Below are 21,733 nucleotides of genomic sequence, written 5' to 3' on the forward strand. Positions count from 1 at the left end.
GGCGAATTCTCGGAGAACGGTGGATGACGGCCCGGTGACGGGGGTGCGGCCATCGCCCGGAGGACGCGGCTCGACCGGGTGCGACCTCGGAGGGGACGCCAAGACGCGCACGCTACGCTCGGGCGTCGTGACCAGTCAGGCCCTGCACCGTGCGTCGGCCCAGGAGACCCCTGACGTGGAGGAGCGGATCGCCGATCCCCGCCGTCTCGGGCTGTGGGCGGCAATCGTCGGGCTGTTCGCAGTCGCCGCGAGCGCGGCCGGATCCTGGATCCCTTCGCTCTGGGGCGATGAGGCGGCGAGCCTCATGTCGGCGACGCGGCCCCTGCCGTCGCTCGTGCACATGCTGAGCTATGTCGATGCGGTGCATGGGCTGTACTACGTCGTGCTGCACGCGTGGATCGACGTGTTCGGGCCCAGCGCGTTCTCCATCCGCTTCCCCTCGGCCCTCGCGATCGGCGTGTGCGCCGCGGCCGTCGTGTGGATCTGCGGACGCTTCGGCACGCTGCGCTTCGCCGTGCTCGCGGGCGTCTTCACGGCGATCCTGCCGCGGTTGATCTTCTCCGGGGAGGAGGCGCGCTCCTACGCGATGACGGCGGCGCTCGCCGCGGTGCTGTGCGCGATCCTGGTCGAGATCGCCCGCCGCGACTCCCGCGCGCTCGGCGGCTGGATCGCGTACACGGCCGTGCTCGCGGTCGGGATCTGGCTCTTCCTCTACTTCGCGCTCATGGTGCCGGCGCTCGCTGTGATCGTGCTGCTCACCCCGACCCTGCGCCGGCGCTGGCGGGCGGCCGCCGTGAGCACCGGCGTGGCGCTCGTCCTCGCGTCTCCGCTGGCCTGGTTCGGATTCCTGCAGCGGCGGCAGATCGCGTTCCTCGCCGTGCGGGAGTCGATCACGCCCGAGGTCGTGCTGCGCAACATGTGGTTCCAGGAGTGGTGGTTCGCCGTCATCGCCTGGGCGCTGATCCTGGTCGCCGTGATCTTCTTCAGCATGGAAGCGGTGCGGATCCGCCGCTCCGGGGCGCCGCTGGGGCTTCGGCTCGAGACGGTCGCCCTGAGCTGGATGGTCCTGCCGATGGGCGTCCTGATCGCCGCGAGCCCGTTCGTGTCGGGCTACACCGCCCGCTACGGCACGTTCTCCGCTCCCGCGGTCGCGATCGTGATGGCCCTCGGGGTGCGGCGGCTCACGCGTCTCACGCGCCGTCGGCTGGGCGCCGTGCTCGCTGCCGTCTCGGTCGCCGCCGTGGTGATCGCGGCGGTGCCGGTGGCGGTCTTGCAGCGCGGACCGTATGCCAAGAACCAGTCGGACTGGAACGACATCGCCGCCTTCATCAGCGCGAACGCCGTCCCGGGCGACGGCATCGTGTTCGACGACGGCGCGCGTCCGTCCCAGCGCACGCGGCTCGCCAAGGCGACGGATCCGACGGCGTTCCGCAACGTCACCGATCTGCTGCTGAAGACGCCGTTCCAGAAGTCCTACACCTGGTACGACCAGACCTACGGGATCCCGCGCGCGTCCGGCATGGGGCGTTTCGACGGCGTCGACCGGGTGTGGGTGGTCGAGCTGACCTTCGCCGGCGTCGAGGACACCTGGGGCCTCGAGCAGCTGCAGTCGCTCGGCTACCACGAGACCCGCCGCGTCGACGGCGCGGGAAGCGTGATCCTGCTCTACGAGCGGTGATCGGCGGATCCGCCCCGGTGGTCGAGCGCCCTTCGTTTCGTCGCTGCGCTCCTCGCTCAGGGACCGGTCCATAGGTGCGGTCCCTGAGCGAGCGAAGCGAGACGAAGGGCGCTCAGCGCTCCGGTCCATGGAGCGGTCCCTGAGCGAGCGGAGCGAGACGAAGGGCGCTCAGCGCCCGGTCTATAGAGCGGTCCCTGAGCGAGCGAAGCGAGACGAAGGGCGCTCAGCGCTCCGCAGTGAGAGGTGCAGCGAGGGCCGCGGCGTGGTCGCGCCCGCGAACGACCGTCGTGCGCACGCGCGCGGTGAGGAACGCCTCAGGACCGTCGCGGAACGGATCCCCGTCCAGGATCACGAAGTCGGCCCAGGCCCCTGCGCGCAGCACGCCGAGCTCGCCCTCCCAGCCGCACGCGTAGGCGGCGTCGCGGGTCGCGCGGCGCACCGCGTCGGCGACCGCCATCGCGTTGCCCGGGACGTTCGCCTCCAGCTCCGGATCGAACGCCGAGCGCCGGGTCGTGGCGATGAACAGATTCGGCAGCGGGTCGAACGGGGCGGTCGGGGCGTCCGTTCCGAGTGCGAGCGTCGCGCCCGCCTCGGCGAACTCCGCCCAGGGGTAGCCGCGCTCGGCGCGGTCATCGCCGAGCATCGCCCGCCAGTTGTCCTGGATCGCGGGATCGCTGTGCACGGGCTGCATCGACGCGATGACCCCGAGACGTGCCACGCGCAGCGGGGTCGCGTGGTCCACGGTCTCCAGGTGCTCGATGCGGTGACGGCGCTCGGCCCGCGGGCCGTTCGCGGCGACCGCCGCTTCGAGCGCGTCCAGGGCGAGCGCGGAGGCGGCGTCGCCGATCGCGTGCATGGCGATCTGCAGCCCCGCCGCGTCCGCGCGGGTGACCACGGCGGTGAGCGAGGAGAGATCCCAGAGCGCCTCCGGCTGCGAGCCGTCGGCGAACGGCGCGTGCATCGCGGCCGTGCAGCTGTCGATCACGCCGTCGACGAAGAGCTTGATGCCGGYGATCCGCAGGCCGGGCCCGGTGTGCTCGCGGTGCAGCGCGATCGCGCGATCCACGGCCGCGGCGTCGCCCTCGGCGGTCCCGGTGCGGTACACCGCCCAGTGCGCGGCCACGTGCATCGGGAGTCCGCCGCCGTGCCGCTCCTGCACCGCGAGCGTCGCCCGCAGGTCGGGTTCGGTGAACGCCATATCGACCGCCGCGGTGACGCCCGCATCGAGGTAGGTGCGCAGGGCGGCTTCGAAATGCGCTTCCCTGTCCTCGTCGCTCGTGAGGGCGTCGAGCCGCTCGCGCAGGAAGGCGAAGACCGCGTTCTCGAGCAGCATGCCGGTGGCGTGCCCTTCGGCATCGCGCTGGATCGTGCCGCCGAGCGGATCCGGCGTCCCGTCGTCGATGCCGAGCTCGGCGAGYGCGGCGGAGTTCACCCACGCGGAGTGGTTGTCGTTCGCGTGCAGGTACACGGGCCGGTCGGCGACCGCGGCATCGATCATCCCGCGGTGCGGAGCCTTTCCGCCGAGGCTCGAGAACAGCCAGCTGCGGCCCTGGATCCGCGCCGCGGAGGGATCTGCGGCGGCCGCGGCGGCGACCCGCGTCTGGATCTCGGCGAGATCGCGCGCGTCGTGCAGATCCACCTGGTCGAGCGACTCGCCGAGACCGACCAGGTGCGTGTGCGCATCCACGATGCCCGGGATCACGAGCGCGCCGTCGAGCTCGACCACGGCGTCCGCCCCGAGGGCGTCGGCGGTGGCCGTGGCTCCGACGAAGACGACGCGAYCGTCTTCGACGAGGAGCGACTGCGCCCAGGGGTCCGTGTCGGAGGTGAAGATCGCGCCGCCCCGGTAGTGGGTCGTTCGCGTGTCGGGGGAGGTCATTCGTTCTGCTCCTTCTTTCCGGATCCGTGGGTCACAGCGAGGCCTTGGAGCGGGACGAGTTCCGCACCAGGGCGAGGTAGATGAGGAACGGCACGATCAGGCCGACCGGCACCGACAGATCGATCCCGCCGAGGAGGGCGGCGACCGGGCCGACGTAGACGAGGGTCGCGCTGCACAGAAGTGCGGCACCGATGCCGGCCAGCACGGCGACCGCGCCGGCGACGTGCACGCCTCCGGTGAACCAGAACCGGCTGCCGCGGCTGTCGTCGGCCAGCGCCGCGCCGTCGTAGCGGTTGCGACGCCACAGCATGTCGGCGAGGTAGACGCCCATGATCGGCGCGAGGATCGTGACCGCGAGCTGCAGGGCGCTCGAGACGCTGTCGAGGAAGTTCCACACGAGGAGCGCGAACAGGGTCATCAGCACGCCGACCGTGCCGTCCAGCAGCACGGTGCGCGAGCGCGGAAGGCGCACCCCCACCGCCTGCAGGGCGAGGCCCGAGCTGTAGGCGGTCATCGCGTTGTTGGCGATCGTGCCGACGATCACCGAGATGAGGAAGATCGGCGCGAACCAGCCCGGCAGGAACTTCTCCAGACCAGCCTCCGGATCCGACATGTCCACGGCGCTCGCCGCCAGGGCGCCCACGAACGTCGCGAGCACGCCGGGGATGACCATGCCGAGAGTGGTCCACAGCGCGACGTCCCGCACGCGCGTGCGGGACGGGAGGTAGCGCGCGAAGTCGGCGCTGTTCGTGTAGGACAGCGGGCTGGACGCGACCAGGGCGATGCCGGAGGCCATCATCGCGACCAGGGGCAGCCCGTGCAGCGGCTGGGACGGCGCGTAGCTCCAGTGCGCGCCGCTGACGACGAACACCGCCATCGCGGCGAAGATCACCGCGAGCAGGATCGCGAGGGGCTGGTACAGGCGCATGATCAGGCCGTGACCGTAGACGCTGATCACCATGGTGGCGGCGGCGATCACGATCGCGCTGCCCGCGATGGTCCAGCCGTTCGAGGGAACGCCGAGCCGGCCGAGCAGTCCGACCGCGACGGTGGTGGCCGCCGCCCAGTTGATCGCGAGGTAGCAGACGCTGATCAGCCAGCCCGCGATCGCGACGTTGAACCGGTTCCCGGTCACGCCGTACATCGCGCGCGTGATCACCTCGCTCGGCGTTCCGGCGGCGGGGCCGGATGCGGCCACGATGCCGGTGATGATCGAGAACAGGTTGCCGATCACGATCACGAGCAGTGCCTGCCACAGGGTGAGTCCGAGCAGCATGAGCGTCGCGCCGATCACGACGGCGAGGAAGTTCACGTTGGGCGCCGCCCACACCGCGAAAAGGTCGCGGGCGCGGCCGTGGCGCTCGGAGTCGGGGATGTAGTCGATGCCGTGGGTCTCGACGCGCACGGCGCTGTCGACGGGGACGGGATGGGTGAGGTCAGGAGCGGAATCGGTCACGGGGGGTGTCGTCTGCGACATGGATCCTCCAGGGCGAGGGGTCGGGTGCGCGACGTCCTTGTTCGCGCTCGACACGCAACGCTAAAGAGCCAAAACGATTTGGACAAGTCCGATCCGCGATTATCATCACGGCATGCGCAGACAGCGATCCACGATCCGCGATGTGGCCCGCCGGGCGGGTGTGTCGGTGACCACCGTGTCGCACACGTTCTCCGGCAACGGCGTCGTGAATCCGGCGACCCAGGAGCGCGTGCGCGCGGCCGCGACCGCACTGGGGTACCACCCCGATGTCGTGGCGAGCGGCTTGCGCCGCAGCAGGCTCGGGGTGATCGGGCTGGCGCTGCGGCCCGCCGTCGACGTGGAGCCGCAGCACGTCCAGGACGTCGACTACTTCCCCCGCTTCGCCGGGGCCGCGGCGCTCACGTCGCTCGGCCAGGGGTATGCGCTCATGCTCGTCGCCGATCCGACCGTGTCGCACGCCCCGACCACGGCCTGGGCGTGCGACGGCATCATCGTGACCGACCCCGTCGAGCGCGACCCGCTCGTCGCCGCGCTGCGCGCGGGCGGCATGCCGTACACGCTGGTCGGCGCGGATCCCGCGGATCCCGATGATCCGCACGTCATCGACATCGCCACCGCCCTCATCACGGATCGGGTGCTCGACCACCTCGTGGCGTCGGGGGCGACGCGCATCGCTCTGGTCGTGGGCACGGATGCGATCGAGTGGAACGAGGCGACGGAGCGACGCTATCGGGAGCGGACACCGCCCGGCTCCCCGCACGTGTGGCACCTGCCGGAGCGCTCGGAGCGTGACGAGGGCGCGGTCGCCGCCGATGAGCTGCTCGCTCTCGCGGAGCCGCCGGACGGGGTGTACTGCCTGACCAGCGAACACGCCAGAGCGCTCGTGGACCGGCTCGTCGAGCGCGGGGTGCGGGTGCCCGAGGATGTGCGAGTGGTGTGCGGATCCGACGCGGACAGCCTGCGGAGCGTCGCGCCGCAGATCACCGCGGTCGACCTGCAGCCGCAGGCGCTGGGCTGCCAGGCCGCGGCCGCCCTCCTGGCACTGCTCGAACCGGACCTCGCGCTCGACGTGCCGCCGCCCGACCACGGCGCCCTGATCGTGCGGACCTCGACCGGGGGCTGAGCCCGTTCAGCCTGCCGAGCGCGCCGGATCCGGGCTCAAGAACTGAGGATGTTCGCCACTCCGCAGGACGATCGCGGCCGATACGTCCTGCAGAGTTGCAAACGACCTGTGGAGAGCTCCGGGCCCCGGCGCGTGCCGTGCCCGCCGTCAGGACGCGCGCAGGGCGGCGTCGGCGGCGGCGAGGACCGCGTTCAAGGTCGCGGTGAGCACCGAGCGGTCCCGTCCCGCGGTCCACCCCGTGCCGTGCGCGCCCCGGTGCTCGAGGAGGGTCAGCGCCTCGACGGCGTTGCCGGATCCGACGCTCGTCTGATGCAGGTCCAGGATCTCGATCGCCACGCCGCGCCGGGCGAGCTCGGCCGCAACCGCCTCGACGGGACCGAGCCCGACCTCTTCCGCGTGCGTTTCGACATCATCGATGCGGAGCCGGAACGCGACGCGCGACTCCGTGGCGGTCTCATCGATGCGAACCGCGGAGAGCGCGATACGGCGGTTCTCCCGATCCCTGAGATAGGCCTCGTCGAAGATACGCCAGAGCGCATGGGCGTCGAGTTCCGTCCCGCTCTCGTCCGCACGTCGCTGCACGTGTCCGGCGAGGTCGATCTGCAGCCGTCGCGGCAGTTGCACCCCGAACTCGGTCTCCAGCAGGTAGGCGATCCCGCCCTTGCCGGACTGCGAGTTCACCCGGATCACCGCATCGTACGAACGGCCGAGGTCCGCCGGATCCACCGGAAGATACGGGACCCGCCATGCGATCTCGCCCTCGGCCCTGCCCTCACGCGTCGCGCGTGCCCTGTGCTCGGCGAATCCCTTGCGGATCGCATCTTGATGCGTGCCGCTGAACGCCGTGTGCACGAGGTCACCGACGTAGGGGTGGCGCGGATGGACCTCGATCCGGTTGCTGTGCTCAACCGTGCGCCGGATCTCGTCGATGTCGGAGAAGTCGATCATCGGGTCGATGCCCTGGGCGTGCAGGTTCAGGGCGAGCGTGACGAGGTCGACGTTGCCCGTGCGCTCGCCGTTGCCGAACAGGCACCCTTCGATGCGCTCGGCGCCGGCGAGCAGCGCGAGCTCTGCGCAGGCGATCCCCGTGCCGCGGTCGTTGTGCGGATGCACGGAGAGGATCACCCCTTCGCGGCGGTCCAGGTTGCGGTGCATGTACTCGATCTGATCGGCGTAGACGTTGGGCGTCGCGATCTCGACCGTGGCGGGCAGGTTCAGGACCACTGGACGCTCCGGCCCGGCCTCCCAGAGTGCGGACATCGCATTGCAGACCTCGAGCGCATAGTCGGGCTCGGTGAGCATGAACACCTCGGGCGAGAACTGGAAGCGCACGTGCGGCAGATCACCGGCGAGGGCCAGCACATCGCGCCCTGCGTCCAGGATCAACTCGCGCAGCTCGGCGCGGTCGCGGCCGAGCACTGTCTCCCGCCAGATCGGCGCGGTCGCGGTGTACAGATGGATCACGACGGGGTTGCGGATGCCGCGGACCGCCTCGATCGTGCGGGCGATGAGATCTCGCCGGGCGGCGGTGAAGACGACGACCGTCACATCCTCGGGGGCGATGCCCTGCTCGACGATCAGCCGGACGAAGTCGAAGTCGGTCTGCGAGGCGGAGGGGTAGCCGACCTCGATCTCCTTGTAGCCCATCGCGACCATGAGGTCGAAGAAGCGCCGCTTGCGGGTGGGGTCCATGGGCTCGGCGAGCGCCTGGTTGCCGTCGCGGAGATCGACGGGAACCCACAACGGCGCCGCCGTGAGGCGTCGCGTCGGCCAGGTGCGCTCGGCGTTGGGGAGCGGAATCGAGACCCGGTCGTAGGGGTCTGCGTAGCGGTGGGATGGCATCYGCGAGTGCCGTTGACGATTCCACACCGGGGCGTGGACGGCGACGGGGCCGGCCGGCGTGGAGATGCCGGGGAAGGCGGTGCTGCTCATGGTTCTCTGTTCCTTCGACTGCGGTTTCGGCGACCGGCGCGGCGCATCAGCCACGACGGGGGAGCCGGTCCGGTCAGACCCCGTCGTGGCAGTGAAGGAGAAGGACTGCGCGCACGAGCATGGAGGCAGTGTAGCGTTAACTCCTCAGACAAGTTGAGGAGTGTCGATGTCGGGAAGCGCGGCCGTGCAGCGCACGTCGATGGCGGATCAGACGGCGGACGTGCTCCTCGGCCGGATCCGGGCCGAGGAGTGGGGACTGGGCGCGCGACTGCCGGGCGAGACGACGCTCGCCGCTCAGCTCGGCGTAGGGCGCTCGACCGTGCGGGAGGCGATCCGACAGCTCTCGGGGAGAGGAGTCCTCGCCGCGCGGCAGGGCGCCGGAGTCTTCGTCGTGGCGCTCGACGTGCGCGACGACTGGGACGCCGTGCTGCAGCGCGCCGACATCGTCAGCGTGATCGAGGCGCGGACCGCGATCGAGAGCGAGGCCGCCGCGCTCGCGGCCGAGCGGCGGACCGCGAACGACCTGCGGGCGATCCGGCGCGCCCTGAACGTCAGAGAGCAGCGCCGCTCGGATCTCGAGGAGCACGTCGACGCCGACCTCGCGTTCCACCGCGCGATCGTCGTCGCGGCGGCGAACCCGATCCTCACGGAGCTGTTCGACGGCTTCACGCCGCGGCTGCGTCAGACGATGATCGCGATGCTGCGGATCCGCACCGCCTTCGGCGGCGCCGAGGACCATGCCGCACATGAGCGTCTCGCCGACGCGATCCGCTCCAGCGACGCAGCGCTCGCTGCAGGTCTCAGCCGGGGGCACCTGGCTTTGCTCAAGGACGGCCTGCGCTGAGCGCCGAGGCGCGGTGACTGTCGCGGATCCGAGGCTCAAGAACTGAGGACGTTCGCCACTCCGCAGGACGATCGCGGCGGATACGTCCTGCAGAGTTGCAAACGACCTGTGGAGTTGCAGACGCCGAGCGCCACGGATCCGGATCCGGAACGGGCGTGCGGGCTGCGAGCCGCCGTCCGCGACCCGCCGTCCGCGTCCGGGCTCAGAGCTCGGGGACGATGCGGATCGCGCCCTTGTCGGCGGACTGGGCGAAGTGCGCGTAGGCGCGCAGCGCCGGGCTGACCTCGCGGACGCGGTTCTTCGGCCGGTAGCCGCCGTTCGCCTCGAGATGCTCGCGGCGACGCTCCAGCACCTCCCACGGCACATCGAGCTCGAGCTTGCGGGTCGGGATGTCGATCGAGATGATGTCGCCGTCCTCGACGAGCGCGATCATGCCGCCCGCGGCCGCCTCGGGCGAGACGTGCCCGATGGACAGGCCAGAGGTGCCGCCGGAGAAGCGTCCGTCGGTGATCAGCGCGCAGGCCTTGCCGAGGCCTCGGCCCTTCAGGAATGACGTCGGGTACAGCATCTCCTGCATGCCGGGTCCGCCCTTGGGGCCCTCGTAGCGGATGACGACGACGTCACCCTCCTTGACCTGCTTGTTCAGGATCTTCTCGACCGCCTCGTCCTGCGACTCGCAGACCACGGCGGGGCCGGAGAACGTCCAGATCGACTCGTCCACGCCCGCGGTCTTCACCACAGCGCCGTTCTCGGCGATGTTGCCGTGCAGCACGCCGAGGCCGCCGTCCTTCGAATAGGCGTGCGCGACGTCGCGGATGCAGCCGCCCTCGGCGTCGGTGTCGAGCGAGGCCCAGCGCTCGGACTGCGAGAACGCGGTCGACGAGCGGCGCCCTCCGGGGGCCGCGTGCCAGAGGTCCTGCGACACGTCCGAGGCCGATCCGCCGCGGATGTCCCACTCGTCCAGCCACTCGCCGAGCGTCGCGGCGTGCACGGTGTGCACCTGGTCGTCGAGCAGGCCGCCGCGGCGCAGCTCGCCGAGGAGCGCCGGGATGCCRCCGGCGCGGTGCACGTCCTCCATGTAGTAGATGCGGCCGCCGGCCGAGTTCGGGGCGACCTTGGCGAGGCACGGCACGCGGCGCGAGATCGCGTCGATCTCGGCGAGCCCGAAGTCGACCCCGGCCTCGTGCGCGGCGGCGAGCAGGTGCAGGATCGTGTTGGTGGATCCGCCCATCGCGATGTCCAGCGCCATCGCATTGCCGAACGCGGCCTCGGTGGCGATGCTCTTGGGCAGCACGCTCTCATCGTCGCCCTCGTAGTAGCGCTGGGCGATGTCGACGACGAGGGATCCCGCCTTCTCGTACAGTGCGCGGCGGGCCGTGTGGGTCGCGAGCACCGAGCCGTTGCCGGGCAGGGAGAGGCCGATCGCCTCGGTGAGGCAGTTCATCGAGTTCGCGGTGAACATGCCGGAGCAGGATCCGCAGGTCGGGCAGGCCGACTCCTCGATGCGCAGGATGTCGGCGTCCGAGATGTTCTCGTTCACCGCGTCGCTGATCGCGTCGACGAGGTCGAGGGAGCGCACGGTGCCGTCGACGAGCGTCGCGCGGCCGGCCTCCATCGGGCCGCCCGAGACGAACACGGTCGGGATGTTCAGGCGGAGGGCCGCGAGCAGCATGCCGGGGGTGATCTTGTCGCAGTTCGAGATGCAGACGAGGGCGTCGGCGCAGTGCGCATTGACCATGTACTCGACGGAGTCGGCGATGAGATCGCGTGACGGCAGCGAGTAGAGCATGCCGCCGTGGCCCATCGCGATGCCGTCGTCGACCGCGATCGTGTTGAACTCGCGCGGGATCCCGCCGGCCTCGGAGATCGCCTCCGACACGATCCGCCCGACCGGGGCGAGGTGCGTGTGGCCGGGGACGAACTCGGTGAACGAGTTGGCGACGGCGATGATGGGCTTGCGGCCGAGGTCCGCACCGTTCACGCCGGCGGCGCGGAAGAGGGCGCGGGCGCCGGCCATGTTGCGTCCGTGGGTGACCGTGCGAGAGCGATAAGCGACCATGGTGACCATTGTGGACCTGCCGGGTGCTTCTGCCGAGTCCTCGGCCGAGGAGGGTTTGTACTAGTACTCGGAGTACTGTTTCAGCATGATCCGTCCGCGCACGCCCCGCCGCGAGCAACTGGGGGAGTTCCTCGCCTCCCGTCGCCGTGCCGCGAGCCGTTCCGCGCTGGGCCTGCCCCCGGCGTCGCGTCGCGGCGACACCGGCCTCAGCCGCGAGGAGGTCGCGACGCTCGCCGGCGTCAGCGCGAGCTGGTTCACCTGGCTCGAGCAGGGGCGCGACATCGGCGTCTCCCGCCAGGTGCTCGGCGCGGTCGCGCGCGTGCTGCAGCTCAGCCCCGCCGAGTTCGACTACGTGGTGAGGCTCGCGGGACCGGAGGAGGACGGACCGGCCGAGGAGGCGGAGCGGATCCCGGAACATCTGCAGCGGCTCGTCGACGCGCTCGCCTTCCCCGCGTTCGTCGTGGCGAGTGACTGGGCGATCGTGGGCTGGAACGCCCCTTACGCGCGTCTCTACGAGCCGATCGCCACCGTGAATCTCGGCGATCGCAATCTGCTCTGGCTGATCTACACGGATCCTCGGCTGCGCCGCATGCTGCCGGACTGGGACCAGGAGAGCCGGCGCTTCCTGGCGGAGTTCCGCGCGGAGTCGGGAGTGCGGCTCAGCTCGGATCGGCATCGCGCTCTGATCGAACGACTGCTCGAGGTCAGCGACGACTTCCGGATCCAGTGGGCGGAGCACGCGGTCGAACGCTTCGCCTCCCGGCAGCGGGTGTTCGAGCACCCGAAGGACGGTCGGCGCGTGTTCGAACACCACAGTCTCGTGCCCTCCGACGCCCCCGGTCTGTCCGTCGTGATGTACGTGCCGGCCTGAGCGGCGCCTCACCGCCGCTCAGCCAGCTCGTCCACTCGGTCAGCTCATCCACCGCCGCTCAGGTCGCAGAAACGGCTCCCCCCGGGCGCGGGAGGAGCCGTTTCTGCGACCTGGAGGCGGASAGTGCGACCTGGAGACGGGGGATGGGTGGGGCTCAGACTGTGAGGGGGAGCGGATCCGCATCTTCGGCATCGACCTCGGCGGCGCCGGCGGCGGCCTCGGCGGAGGGAGCGGCGTTCAGGGCCCGACGAGAGGTCCACAACAGCACGCCGGCGAGCAGGAACGTCAGGAACTCCGTGACGGCCATCGACCACACCACGCCCTGGAATCCGATCAGGGCGTTGCCGAGCAGGATCACCGGGATGAACAGGATGCCCTGCGCGATCGACATGATCGTGGCGTTGCGCATCTGCTCGGTGGCCTGGAACACGGCGATCGCGAGTCCGGTGAAGCCGTTGAACAGCGTGGAGACGAGCATCGCGGTCAGCAGCGCGCCGCTCTCGGCGAGCACGGTGGGATCGGTGCTGAACCAGCCGATGATCTGATCCTTGAAGATCAGCACGAGGCCGGAGAACACGACGGTCAGCCCGCCGATGCCGATCGCGACCGTGGTGATCGCGCGGCGCAGGCGCTCGTGATTCCCGGCACCGAAGGCATAGGCGAACAGCGGCAGGGCGCCGAGGAACAGGCCCATGCACATCATCTCGGGCAGCTGCACGATGCGCTGCGTGATGCCCATCGAGGCGAGCAGGGACTCGCCGTACCCGGTTGCCACCCAATTCATCACGAGGGCGCTGACGAGCAGGAACGACGACATGAGGAGCTCGGAGACGCCGACGCCGAACACCGTGCGCAGCATCTCGCGATCGGCGCGGAACCAGCGCGGCGCGAGGGATGCGGCGGTGGAGCGGCGGCTGAGCCACCACAGGTAATAGCCGACCATGACGACGTTGGAGAGGCCCAGTGCGATGCCGGCGCCGAGCACGCCCCAGCCGAGGCCGAGGATGAACAGCACGTCGAAGAGCAAGTTCGCGACGGTCGAGGCGATGAGCCCGATCATCGACGCGGTCGCGGCGCCCTCGGCCCGCACGAGCTGCTCGAGCGAGAACGCGAGCACCAGGATCGGGGCGAACGCGAACATCGCGCCGATGTACTGTGCTGTCGGGGCGAGGGCGGGGCCGCTCGCGCCGATGAGTCCGGCGATCGGCGTCGCGAAGACCAGGCCGACGACGCCGACCACGACTCCGGCGGCCAGCGCCGACCAGAACGTGAACGAGGCGACCTGCTTGGCGCGGTCCGGCGCGGAGTCCGACTCGCCGTCGGCGCCCAGCAGGCGGGAGATGTAGGTGCTCCCGCCGACGCCGAAGACGCCGCCGATCGCCATGATGAGCGCGAAGACGGGCATGGAGTAGGCGAGCGCCGCGAGCAGTGACGTGTCGTGCAGGGCGCCGATGAAGCCGGCGTTGATGAGGTTGTAGATCACGCCGACGGACATGCCGGCGATCATCGGGATGCACAGGTGCAGCAGCGCGCGCCAGATCGGCGCAGCGGCGAGGTAGAAGCGGTTGCGGGACATGGGTGAGACCTCCGTGAGTGGTGCGCGGGCACGTCGAAGAGACGCGTGGCGCGGTGGCGAACGCGGCCGCGTCAGGACGACGCGGAGGCGCGATGACGGAAGCGACGGTGCGGCCGGATCAACCGGTGTCGGCGAAGCGGTGCGGTCGCGGGGCGAGACGGTGCGGGTCAGTCGGCGGGGCGTTCGCGGCGGGACGACCGGTCGGAGCGACCGGTGGAACCGCGCGCAGGACGCTCGGCGGATCCGCGCACCGGACGGGCGCGGGAGCCGCGGCCCGGGCGCTCGGCGGATCCGCGCACCGGGGGCGGTGCGATGACGGGCAGCTGGGACCCGTCGATGATCTTCTGCATCAGGGCGAGGAGGGTCTCCCGCTCCTCGGGAACGAGGGGGGTGAAGACGCGTTCCTGCGCCGCGTTCATGGCGTCGTCGAAGCCGGCGACGAGGCGGGATCCCTCCGCGGTGGCGCGGACGAACTTCACTCGCGAGTCGTCCGGTGACGGCGTGCGCGTGATGAGCCCTCGTTCCTCCAGCCCCTGCAGGAGGCTGGTGACGGAGGCGGGTGTGGTGCCGGACATCTCCGAGAGCTCGCGGGCGATGACGCCCCGATCCTGATGCTCGTCGATGTAGCCGAGCGCGAACGCCTGCTGCCTGGTCAGTCCGCTGTCACGGACCCACTCGTCCGCCGAGGCGCGCTGCGCGAAGGCGAGCGTGCGGATGGCGGTGGTGAGGCGCTCTTCGATCGACATAGTTAGAACTCTAACAGTTTGAATTCTAACTATCAAGACCGATCTCGCCGATGCGCGGCCAGCTCGTCCACGGCCGCTCGGGTCGCAGACTGGAGGCGGACAGTGCGACCTGGAGGCGGAGGGCGTGTCAGGGCCGCGCCAGGTGCAGCACGGTGGTGACGGTGATCTGGTGCGACGAGAGGATCCGGTAGCCGAGCGATACCAAGTGCCGGACGTCAGGGGAGTGCTCGGGGTCGGGGCCGCGCTCGAGCGCCCAGACGTCGGGGGTGAGGTCGGAGGCCGTGAGCGCATCGTTCGGACGGGTGCGGTCCCACAGGCCCGGCTGCGTGCGGAACGGGGCGAGCAGCGCCGGGTCGCCCAGCCCCGCGACATCGGCGGGATGGATCGCCGTGATGAGGCGCGGCTTCTCCGAATTCTTCGGGCGATCGTCGTACACGACGGCGTCGCCCCGCACAGCGTGCGCGTGCAGGTAGCCGGCGGCCTCGCGCCAGTCGCTGCCGTCCTTGGCGTACGGACCGCGCAGCACGAGGAGGTTCGGGACGAACGCGGCGAGGACGACGGCGAGCAGGATCCCGGTCGCCGTCGCGGCGGCCACAGGCGTGCGGCGGGCGATCCAGTCGGCTGCGGCCAGCACCCCCATCGCCACGAGGATGGCGGCCGCCGGAGTGCAGAACGAGAGATAGCGCACGGTGTACATGGGGGCGATGAGCGCGCTCCCGAGGAGCACGGCGGCGGTGGGGAGCGCGAGCCAGAGCAGGGCCAGCGCGCTCAGCCGGAACCCGCCGGGATCCCGCCGACGACCACGGAGAGCAGTGATCGCCCCGATCGCGATGAGCGCGAGGCACGGCCATGCGGTCGCGGGGTCGAACCACTGCAGCGCGAGCACGTTCAGCGGCGTGATGTAGTCGCGGTAGGCGAGGAAGCCGATCTGGTTCCGCTCCGCGGCCGCGACCAGCACGATCGGCAGGGCCAGCAGGACACCGGCAGTAGCCCCGGCGAGCCAGCGCCAGAGGACCCGGCGGTGGAAGAGCAGCACGAAGACTCCGTGCACCACGAGCAGCAGCGCGAGGTAGAGGAAGACGTAGATCGCGGCGGCCGTCCCGGCGGCGTAAGCGGCCCAGAGCCACCGCGGGCGGCGGCGCCGCAGCAGCGCGACGAGGAGCACGGTGAGCCAGACGGCGATGGCGGATCCGATCGCGTACGAGCGGGCCTCCGCCGCCATTACCGCGGTCCGCGGCAGCAGCGCCGCGATGAGTCCCGCGGCCAGGGCGAGCCGGCGTCCGCCGAGGCGTCCGGCGAGCACCGCCGTGCCCGCGGCCAGGAATCCGGCGGCGATGGCGCTCGGCAGGCGCACCGCGAACTCGCCCGTGCCGAAGAGAGCGATCCAGACGTGCAGGAACGCGTAGTACGCGCCGTGCACGCCGTCGACGGTCTGCAGCATGCGCCAGAGCTCCGGCCAGGTGCGGGAGGCGGACATGATGCTCGCCGCCTCGTCGCCCCAGAACGACGGGATCCAGGATCCGATCACGCCTGCGAGCAGGCCGGCGGCCCCCGCGATCATGGCGACGCGGCGAAGTCGCACCCGATCCGTCCTCGTCCGCACCCGCCGATCCTCCCGGCTCGGGCTGTGTGCGCGCCGTGCACCCGTCGACCTCGCCAACACCCTGTGCTCCCGTCGCGAAAGCTGTCGCTAAGACGACGGGAAAGCGGCAGTTTCCGCGACGGGAGCGGTCGGATCCGGCATCGTCTGCGACGGGAGGCGACCGGTCAACGACCGGTGCCGTAGCCGAGTCTGCGCTGGAGCTGGCGGGCGGTCTCCGTCACGGCATCCACGATCGCGGACTCGTCGGCCGAGGCATCCTCTCCCCAGGTCACGGCGACGGCGGCGACGGGCCAGTCGACGTGATCGCGCACCGCGACGCCGACCGACCGGAAGCCAGCGGTGACCTCGCCGTCCTCTCGCGCGATGCCGTCACGGCGCACCTCGCGCAGCAGCTCGTTCAGCTCGCGGGGGCGGGACGGGCCGCCGCCGGAGCGTTGTGCGAACGCGCCGGCATCGGGGTACAGGGCGCGCACCTGCTCACGGGGGAGCGCCGCGAGCATGGCCCGGCCGGTCGCGGTGAGGTGCGCGGGAAGGCGCACGCCCACGTCGGTGATGAGGGCGGGGCGCCGCAGGGCGCGCTCCTCGACGATGTACAGCACGTCGCGGCCGGTCATCACGGCGAGGTGCGCGCTCTCGCCCAGCCGGTCGGCGAGCCCGGCCAGCAGCGGACGTCCGAGCCGGGCCAGCGGCTCCTGCCTGGCGTAGCCGCCGGCGAGCTCGAAGGCGCTCGTGCCGAGCCCCCAGCGGCGCTCCTGCGGAAGGTGCACGACGAACCCGTGCGCCTCGAGCGTCGCGAGCAGGTGGTAGACGGTGGAACGAGGGATGCCGAGCTCGCGGGCCAGGGCGGATGCCGCGACCGGCCCCGCGCGTCGCGCCAGGAACCGCAGGATCCGCAGCGTGTGCTCGGCCGCGGGCACCTGGGGCCGCTCGTCGCGGGGGTTCGTCATCGAGCCCGTCCCGGCGCCGTGGTCCGTGAGATCGGCGTTCACGCTCCCAGGATCCCATGCTCGCGTCGTGCCGTGACGCCGTCGCCCGCGGCGGGGGCGAGCACGGCGCGACAGGCGAGGTGCATCGCGAGGCGGGTCTCGGGATCCGTCAGATCGACGCCGAGGAGCTCCTGCACCCGCCGGATCCGCACCGCGACGGTGTTGCGATGCAGGTTCAGCGCCTCCGCGGTGGCGACCAGGCTCGACTCCTGATCGAGATACGCGGAGAGCGTGCGCAGCAGGTCCCCGGTCGAGCCCTGCAGAGGCGCGAGGAGCGATTCCGCCGCGGGCACGAACGTGTCGTTGCCGGTCCAGGCCAGCAGCAGCTGCTCGAGCCCGAGGCTGTCGACGCGGACGAACCAGCCCGTCGCCGAGCGCGACGCCGCGATCCGGGCCGCGTCCGCGGCTTCATCCAGCGTGGCGGCGAGTCCCGCCGGGCCGCGCTGCAGCGATCCCACGCCCGTCGCGATCGCGAAGGAGCGCCCCACCTCGCGATGCAGGGCGCGCAGACCGCGCGCGAGCCGTTCGACGGTCGCGGGGTCCGGCGCCTCGGAGAACGCGAGCCATCCGCTCAGCCCCCGGCCGGCGGTGGTGACGTGCGCCTCCGCCGCGATCCCGCCGAGAGCCGTGCGCACCGCGCGGAGCAGGGGCAGCGGGTCCAACCGGCCCCGCCCGACCATCCGGAAGCCGAGATGATGTCCCGTCGTACGCCACCCGCGCTCGCTCATACGGCGTTCGATGTCGTCATCGGTGATGCCCCGTGCGTCGACGAAGTCGCGGAGCAGCGCGGACGAGGCCGAGACGTCGTTCACCTCTGCGACCTCGTCGATGAGGATCCGCGCCGCGACGGCCGGCATCGCGACCTCGGCCGCGACCGAGAGTGCGGCGAGCTGGCTCTCGCTCAGTCCCTCGCCGAAGATAACCAGGCGCAGACCCGGCCGGCTCGGGCTGTCCACGCGGATGGAGGCAGCGGTGCGGCTCCCGGCGCGGGCGATGTCGACCCACGGCCGGAAGTCGATCGCGGCGTGCAGGGCGGGATCGAGTTCGCCGCCCGAAGAATGCAGCACGTCCGTGCCGTCCACGAGGGCGAGCGGATGGCCGAGAGTGGCGGAGACCTGGCGCAGCAGATCCGGCAGATCCCGGGCCGGATACTCGAAGGAGCGCGCCACCTTGCGCACATGCGAGAGCGTGAGCGCGTCCTGCGCCTGCACGAGCATCCAGCATGCCTGGGCGAGCACGATGGGCCGCTCCACGTCCAGCAGGCAGATCCCGAGTCGTTCCGCGAGGCGCTGCGCGCCAGGGTCGAACCCCGCGGCGCCCGGCACCGCGACGGCGCGGAAGCCGCGCTCACGGATCCGGCGCAGCATCGCGTCCTGCTGCCACGGCGTCGCAGGCGCCGTGTCGAGCAGCACCGCGAGGCCGCCGTCGGGCAGCGCAGGCAGGTCCGCCTCGGCCGACTCCACGGCGACCGCGTCCCACGCGGCGTCCTCCGGCCCGGCGATCCGGCGCAGGCCCCCGTTCTCCGGGTGCGCGCGCAGGCCCGCGAGCGACAGCCGCGCGGTCATGCGGCGTCCAGTTCGGCGAGCCCGTACGTCGACGGCAGCACACGGCGCAGGCGCTCCGGACGCTCCAGCCACCAGTCCGGTGCAGGCAGCGAGAGCACCACCACGCGCCGCCCGGGGCCGAGGTCGGTGACCTGCAGAATCTCGCGCGACGCGGCGTCGAGCACGACGATGATCGCCGGCGCCGAGGCGAGCAGCGCGCCATCGCTGAGCACCGCCAGGGACTCCGATCGGGTCACCACGCGGTCGACCGCGCCACCGGGACCGGCGATCTCGACGGACTGCACGTGCGGATCGGCGTGGTGCGGGGAGATCCGGTCGATCCGTCCCTCTGTCAGCAGCCGCGCCCCGAGCGTCGCGGCGAGCTCGGCCGGGGATGTGAAGCGGGCGGCGAGGAAGGCGCGCCCCAACGCGAGCGCGCGTCGCTGGTGCCCGGGGATCGCGTGCTCGCGGAGATCGCCCACCGTGAAGCCGGCGAGCACGGCTGCGCCGCTCCCTCCCGCCTGGATGATGGCGGAGYGGACGATGCGCTCCGCGTCCACGGCGCGATCCGTCTCGACGAGAGCGACGCCGCCGGCGCCGCTCTCGCATGTGAACACGAGTCCAGGCACGCGGTCGACGAACAGTGACATCTGATCGAGCTCTGGCACGGCGCGGCCGGTGCAGTCGGCGTCCACGATCGTGCGCTCGCCGGAGAAGAGGAACGGGACGAGGCTGTTCAACCCGCCGCCCTCGATCGAGCAGACGGCGGGGATCCGCGTGCCCAGCCAGCGCTCCGCCGCAGCGACCAGGCGTCCGAACGGCGCGAGCCCGGGCATGCGTTCGCCGAGCAGGATCGTGGAGCCCACGAACGCGGCGCCGAAGCAGGGCGTCGCGGGATCCAGCTCGTCCACGTCCACGAGCGGACGCGGGCCGGAATCGTCACCGGCGAGCATGAGCTCGAGCATGGTGGTCGTGCCGCCGCCGCCCGAGCCGAGCAGCGCGCAGCCCAGCGCGAGCGCGGTCACGTCCCCCGGTCGCAGTCGCCACGCCATCGTCCCAGACTAGCTTTCCGGGCTTGTTCGCCGAGACCCCCTCGCACCACCCAGACCCCCCGCCAGTGGCGTCACTGCGGAGGGGTTTGGATGCGCAGAGGGGGTCTCTGCGCGCCGAGCGCGCCGAGCGCGCCGTGCACGGTCTCAGGGGCGGGTCTCCACCGGGACGAACGGCTCGTCCAAGCCGAAGGCGGAGGGGCCGAAGGCCGCGAGGGCGCCCTCGGTGCGCATCATGTTCGGGGTCGAGATGCCGAGCACACGCACGCGCTGGCCGTATCGCAGACCCTCGGTCGTGATGGGCTCCGCCGTCTCATGATCCACGACGCAGATGAGATCCGGCACGATCGCGACGACCTCGCCGTCGCGCCGCGCGATGAGGTTCTCGTTCTGGAAGAGGATCTCGAACTCCCCTTCGCCCTCGACGGGCGCGATCACGGCGCGCCCCTTCGCGAACCCCTCGGTGGTGCGGCGCTCGACGTCGACGACCTTGCCCACGGCGAGCTCGCGCAGGTGCGTGTACTGCGTGAGGGAGAGCGTGTCGGCGATCGCCTCGAAGGGGGACCGGTGCTGCTCGCGGGCCTCGCGGATCGCGCGGCCGAGGGCGAGTGCCATCGAGATCGTGCGCGGAACGGCGGTGCGGCGCACGTCCGCACCGGACATCGCGTACTCGGCGATGTGTCCCACGCCGCCGAGCCGGATGGTGATCGCGCGGGCGAGCCACTCCATCTGACGATCGTCGTCACCGGTGTCGATGAGGACGGTCTCCCCGCGCTCACCGGCCAGAGCGAGGGGCGAGCCGTGCACGCCGTATACGGCGAACGTCTCCATAGACAACTCGGGGAAGGCGCGCCCCATGCCGTCCGCGTCGACGACGGGCAGCCCGGTCTCGGCGGCGACGACGAGCGGGATCATCGAGTTGATCCCGCCGCACTCGATCGGCATGGTGGCGTCGGCGGTGCGGCCGAGGTGCGCCTCGAGCGCCCGGAGCGCGGCTGTGGGCTCGGTGCCGGCCGGGATCTTCTCGACCATCACGGTCGGGGCGCCCATCTGCGCCGTCGGGATCACGAAGAGGTCGTCCGCAAGCTCCTCCGGATCCAGGATCGTGATCGCGCCGTCCCCGAGCACCCGCTCGACGAGTTTGCTGCCGATGTACGGGTCACCGCCCCCGCCCGTGCCGAGCAGCGTGGCGCCGCGTGCGAGGTCGGGGAGATCAGCCGCCGTGAGGAGCCAGCTCACTTCGATTCCTCCCGCGCGCTCGGCGCATCGCCTGCCGCCGCGCTCGATCCGGTGCCCCTCGAGACGGACCCGTCGAAGCGGTGGGCGGGCATGTCGTAGCCGAAGTAGCCGGGACCGACCATCGCGAGCGCCTCGGCGGAGTGCCAGCGCTCATCGGCCGGGGCAGCGAGCACGCGCACGCGCTGGCCGTAGCGGAGGGCCTCGGTCGTGATCGGCTCCCCGGACTCGCCCTCGACGACCATGATGAGATCCGGCGTGGTCGCGAGGATCCGCCCATCGGCCTCCGCGACGAGGTGCTCGTTCTGGAACTGCAGGGTGAGTGCGGCACCCCCTTCGCCCTCGATGCGGGCACGACCGCGGGCGAACCCTGTCGTCGTGGCGCGCTGCACGTCGACGACCTTCCCGTCGAAGAGCTCGCGCCCGGAGAGTTCGCGGACCGCGGCGTCGACGGGATCCGTCTTCGCCGCGCGGGCCTCGGCGATCGCCCGCCCCACCGTGATGCACCGCGAGAGCGAGCCGCCGACGAGACTCGCCCTGGCCTGCGCGCCGGTCATCGAGAACCCGGCGATCATCGTGGAGCAGCCCATCTCGACGGTCGCGACGCGCGCGATCCGCTCCGTCCAGGTGTTGTCGATCGTCTGCAGCACCGCGATGTTGCCCTTCTCATCGCTGAGCGCGAGCGGCGAGGCGGTGACGCCGTGCAGGGTGGGCAGCACCATCTGGAGTTCGGGGAACGCGCGGCCCATGCCGTCGGCGTCCACGAGTGGCAGGCCAAGAGCGGCGGCGGCCGCGACGGGGATCGTCGAGTTCACCCCTCCGACCTCGGCGCATGCGATGTGGGTGACCGGGCGGCCCAGATGTGAGCCCAGGGCCCGCACGGGCTCCACCACCTCGTCCAGGCTCGGCAGTTTCTCGACCATGACGGTCGGGGCGCCCATCATCGCGACGAACAGGACGTGCGCGTCGTCGGGGACCTCGGCGAGGTCGAGGACCGGGACGGGCCCGTCCGAAAGCGCCTGCCGGGCGAGGAGGGATCCGATGTAGGGATCGCCGCCGCCTCCGGTGCCGAAGACGGCGGCGCCGCGGGCGAGATCCTCGATCTGCGCCGTGTCGATCTGCCAGCCCAC

The 21,733-nt window shown here is 71.5% G+C and carries 16 protein-coding genes; 4 read left to right on the plus strand and 12 right to left on the minus strand.

Annotation, left to right across the window (positions count from 1 at the left end):
• Positions 1 to 127: 127 nt before the first annotated feature.
• Positions 128 to 1,678, plus strand: a complete 1,551-nt coding sequence (locus AC1DG4_RS04865; RefSeq protein ID WP_477376641.1) for a glycosyltransferase family 39 protein — start codon at positions 128 to 130, stop codon at positions 1,676 to 1,678.
• 223 nt (positions 1,679 to 1,901) lie between these two features.
• Here AC1DG4_RS04865 and AC1DG4_RS04870 read toward each other — a convergent pair whose 3' ends face one another.
• Together AC1DG4_RS04870 and AC1DG4_RS04875 are read right to left on the minus strand one after the other, a co-directional pair.
• Positions 1,902 to 3,557, minus strand: coding sequence for an amidohydrolase (locus tag AC1DG4_RS04870; RefSeq protein WP_477421101.1), 1,656 nt, complete (start codon positions 3,555 to 3,557; stop codon positions 1,902 to 1,904).
• 31 nt (positions 3,558 to 3,588) lie between these two features.
• On the minus strand, positions 3,589 to 5,034 hold the full coding sequence (locus AC1DG4_RS04875; RefSeq protein ID WP_477420199.1) for a purine-cytosine permease family protein: 1,446 nt from the start codon (positions 5,032 to 5,034) through the stop codon (positions 3,589 to 3,591).
• 112 nt (positions 5,035 to 5,146) lie between these two features.
• Between AC1DG4_RS04875 and AC1DG4_RS04880 the strand changes: the two genes are divergently transcribed.
• The gene (locus AC1DG4_RS04880) at positions 5,147 to 6,157 is read left to right on the plus strand and encodes a LacI family DNA-binding transcriptional regulator (protein WP_477421102.1); all 1,011 of its coding nucleotides are present in this window, start codon (positions 5,147 to 5,149) and stop codon (positions 6,155 to 6,157) included.
• Positions 6,158 to 6,304: 147 nt separating this feature from the next.
• On the opposite strand, the gene AC1DG4_RS04885 is transcribed toward AC1DG4_RS04880, so the two are convergent.
• Positions 6,305 to 8,089 (minus strand): 2-isopropylmalate synthase, encoded by a 1,785-nt coding sequence (locus tag AC1DG4_RS04885; RefSeq protein ID WP_477421103.1) that lies wholly within the window; start codon positions 8,087 to 8,089, stop codon positions 6,305 to 6,307.
• A gap of 166 nt (positions 8,090 to 8,255) precedes the next feature.
• Between AC1DG4_RS04885 and AC1DG4_RS04890 the strand changes: the two genes are divergently transcribed.
• Positions 8,256 to 8,933, plus strand: coding sequence for a FadR/GntR family transcriptional regulator (locus AC1DG4_RS04890; RefSeq protein WP_477376651.1), 678 nt, complete (start codon positions 8,256 to 8,258; stop codon positions 8,931 to 8,933).
• Positions 8,934 to 9,135: 202 nt separating this feature from the next.
• Here the strand turns inward: AC1DG4_RS04890 and ilvD are convergent, their stop codons facing one another.
• Positions 9,136 to 10,992, minus strand: a complete 1,857-nt coding sequence (ilvD, locus tag AC1DG4_RS04895) for a dihydroxy-acid dehydratase (protein WP_477376653.1) — start codon at positions 10,990 to 10,992, stop codon at positions 9,136 to 9,138.
• A gap of 85 nt (positions 10,993 to 11,077) precedes the next feature.
• Here ilvD and AC1DG4_RS04900 point away from each other — a divergent pair, with 85 nt between their 5' ends.
• Positions 11,078 to 11,863, plus strand: a complete 786-nt coding sequence (locus AC1DG4_RS04900; protein ID WP_477376655.1) for a helix-turn-helix transcriptional regulator — start codon at positions 11,078 to 11,080, stop codon at positions 11,861 to 11,863.
• Positions 11,864 to 12,017: 154 nt separating this feature from the next.
• Here the strand turns inward: AC1DG4_RS04900 and AC1DG4_RS04905 are convergent, their stop codons facing one another.
• From AC1DG4_RS04905 to AC1DG4_RS04940, 8 genes are all read right to left on the minus strand, one after another.
• Positions 12,018 to 13,439 (minus strand): MATE family efflux transporter, encoded by a 1,422-nt coding sequence (locus tag AC1DG4_RS04905; protein WP_477376657.1) that lies wholly within the window; start codon positions 13,437 to 13,439, stop codon positions 12,018 to 12,020.
• A 167-nt stretch (positions 13,440 to 13,606) separates the two neighbouring features.
• Positions 13,607 to 14,185, minus strand: coding sequence for a MarR family winged helix-turn-helix transcriptional regulator (locus tag AC1DG4_RS04910; protein ID WP_477376659.1), 579 nt, complete (start codon positions 14,183 to 14,185; stop codon positions 13,607 to 13,609).
• A gap of 127 nt (positions 14,186 to 14,312) precedes the next feature.
• Positions 14,313 to 15,788, minus strand: a complete 1,476-nt coding sequence (locus AC1DG4_RS04915) for a glycosyltransferase family 39 protein (protein WP_477376661.1) — start codon at positions 15,786 to 15,788, stop codon at positions 14,313 to 14,315.
• Between the two features lie 164 nt (positions 15,789 to 15,952).
• Entirely contained in the window at positions 15,953 to 16,735 is a 783-nt protein-coding gene (locus AC1DG4_RS04920; protein WP_477377344.1) for an IclR family transcriptional regulator, read from the minus strand.
• A gap of 38 nt (positions 16,736 to 16,773) precedes the next feature.
• Complete coding sequence (locus AC1DG4_RS04925; protein ID WP_477376663.1) at positions 16,774 to 18,339, minus strand: PucR family transcriptional regulator; 1,566 nt, start codon at positions 18,337 to 18,339, stop codon at positions 16,774 to 16,776.
• The gene (locus AC1DG4_RS04930; protein ID WP_477421104.1) at positions 18,336 to 19,370 is read right to left on the minus strand and encodes a DUF917 domain-containing protein; all 1,035 of its coding nucleotides are present in this window, start codon (positions 19,368 to 19,370) and stop codon (positions 18,336 to 18,338) included. The genes AC1DG4_RS04925 and AC1DG4_RS04930 overlap by 4 nt, the downstream gene beginning before the upstream one ends.
• A gap of 144 nt (positions 19,371 to 19,514) precedes the next feature.
• Positions 19,515 to 20,606, minus strand: coding sequence for a DUF917 domain-containing protein (locus AC1DG4_RS04935; RefSeq protein ID WP_477376667.1), 1,092 nt, complete (start codon positions 20,604 to 20,606; stop codon positions 19,515 to 19,517).
• Positions 20,603 to 21,733 carry a DUF917 domain-containing protein gene (locus AC1DG4_RS04940; RefSeq protein ID WP_477376669.1) on the minus strand — a complete coding sequence of 377 codons (1,131 nt, stop codon included), beginning with the start codon at positions 21,731 to 21,733 and terminating at the stop codon, positions 20,603 to 20,605. The genes AC1DG4_RS04935 and AC1DG4_RS04940 overlap by 4 nt, the downstream gene beginning before the upstream one ends.

Source organism: Microbacterium sp. 05N427 (assembly GCF_056397105.1).

Excerpts from the sequence above, each read along its gene's own strand:
- AC1DG4_RS04875 (WP_477420199.1), bottom strand. The coding sequence starts at position 5,034 with ATGTCGCAGACGACACCCCCCGTGACCGATTCCGCTCCTGACCTCACC.
- AC1DG4_RS04880 (WP_477421102.1), top strand. The coding sequence starts at position 5,147 with ATGCGCAGACAGCGATCCACGATCCGCGATGTGGCCCGCCGGGCGGGT.
- AC1DG4_RS04890 (WP_477376651.1), top strand. The coding sequence starts at position 8,256 with ATGTCGGGAAGCGCGGCCGTGCAGCGCACGTCGATGGCGGATCAGACG.
- AC1DG4_RS04900 (WP_477376655.1), top strand. The coding sequence starts at position 11,078 with ATGATCCGTCCGCGCACGCCCCGCCGCGAGCAACTGGGGGAGTTCCTC.
- AC1DG4_RS04905 (WP_477376657.1), bottom strand. The coding sequence starts at position 13,439 with ATGTCCCGCAACCGCTTCTACCTCGCCGCTGCGCCGATCTGGCGCGCG.
- AC1DG4_RS04910 (WP_477376659.1), bottom strand. The coding sequence starts at position 14,185 with ATGTCGATCGAAGAGCGCCTCACCACCGCCATCCGCACGCTCGCCTTC.
- AC1DG4_RS04920 (WP_477377344.1), bottom strand. The coding sequence starts at position 16,735 with ATGACGAACCCCCGCGACGAGCGGCCCCAGGTGCCCGCGGCCGAGCAC.
- AC1DG4_RS04925 (WP_477376663.1), bottom strand. The coding sequence starts at position 18,339 with ATGACCGCGCGGCTGTCGCTCGCGGGCCTGCGCGCGCACCCGGAGAAC.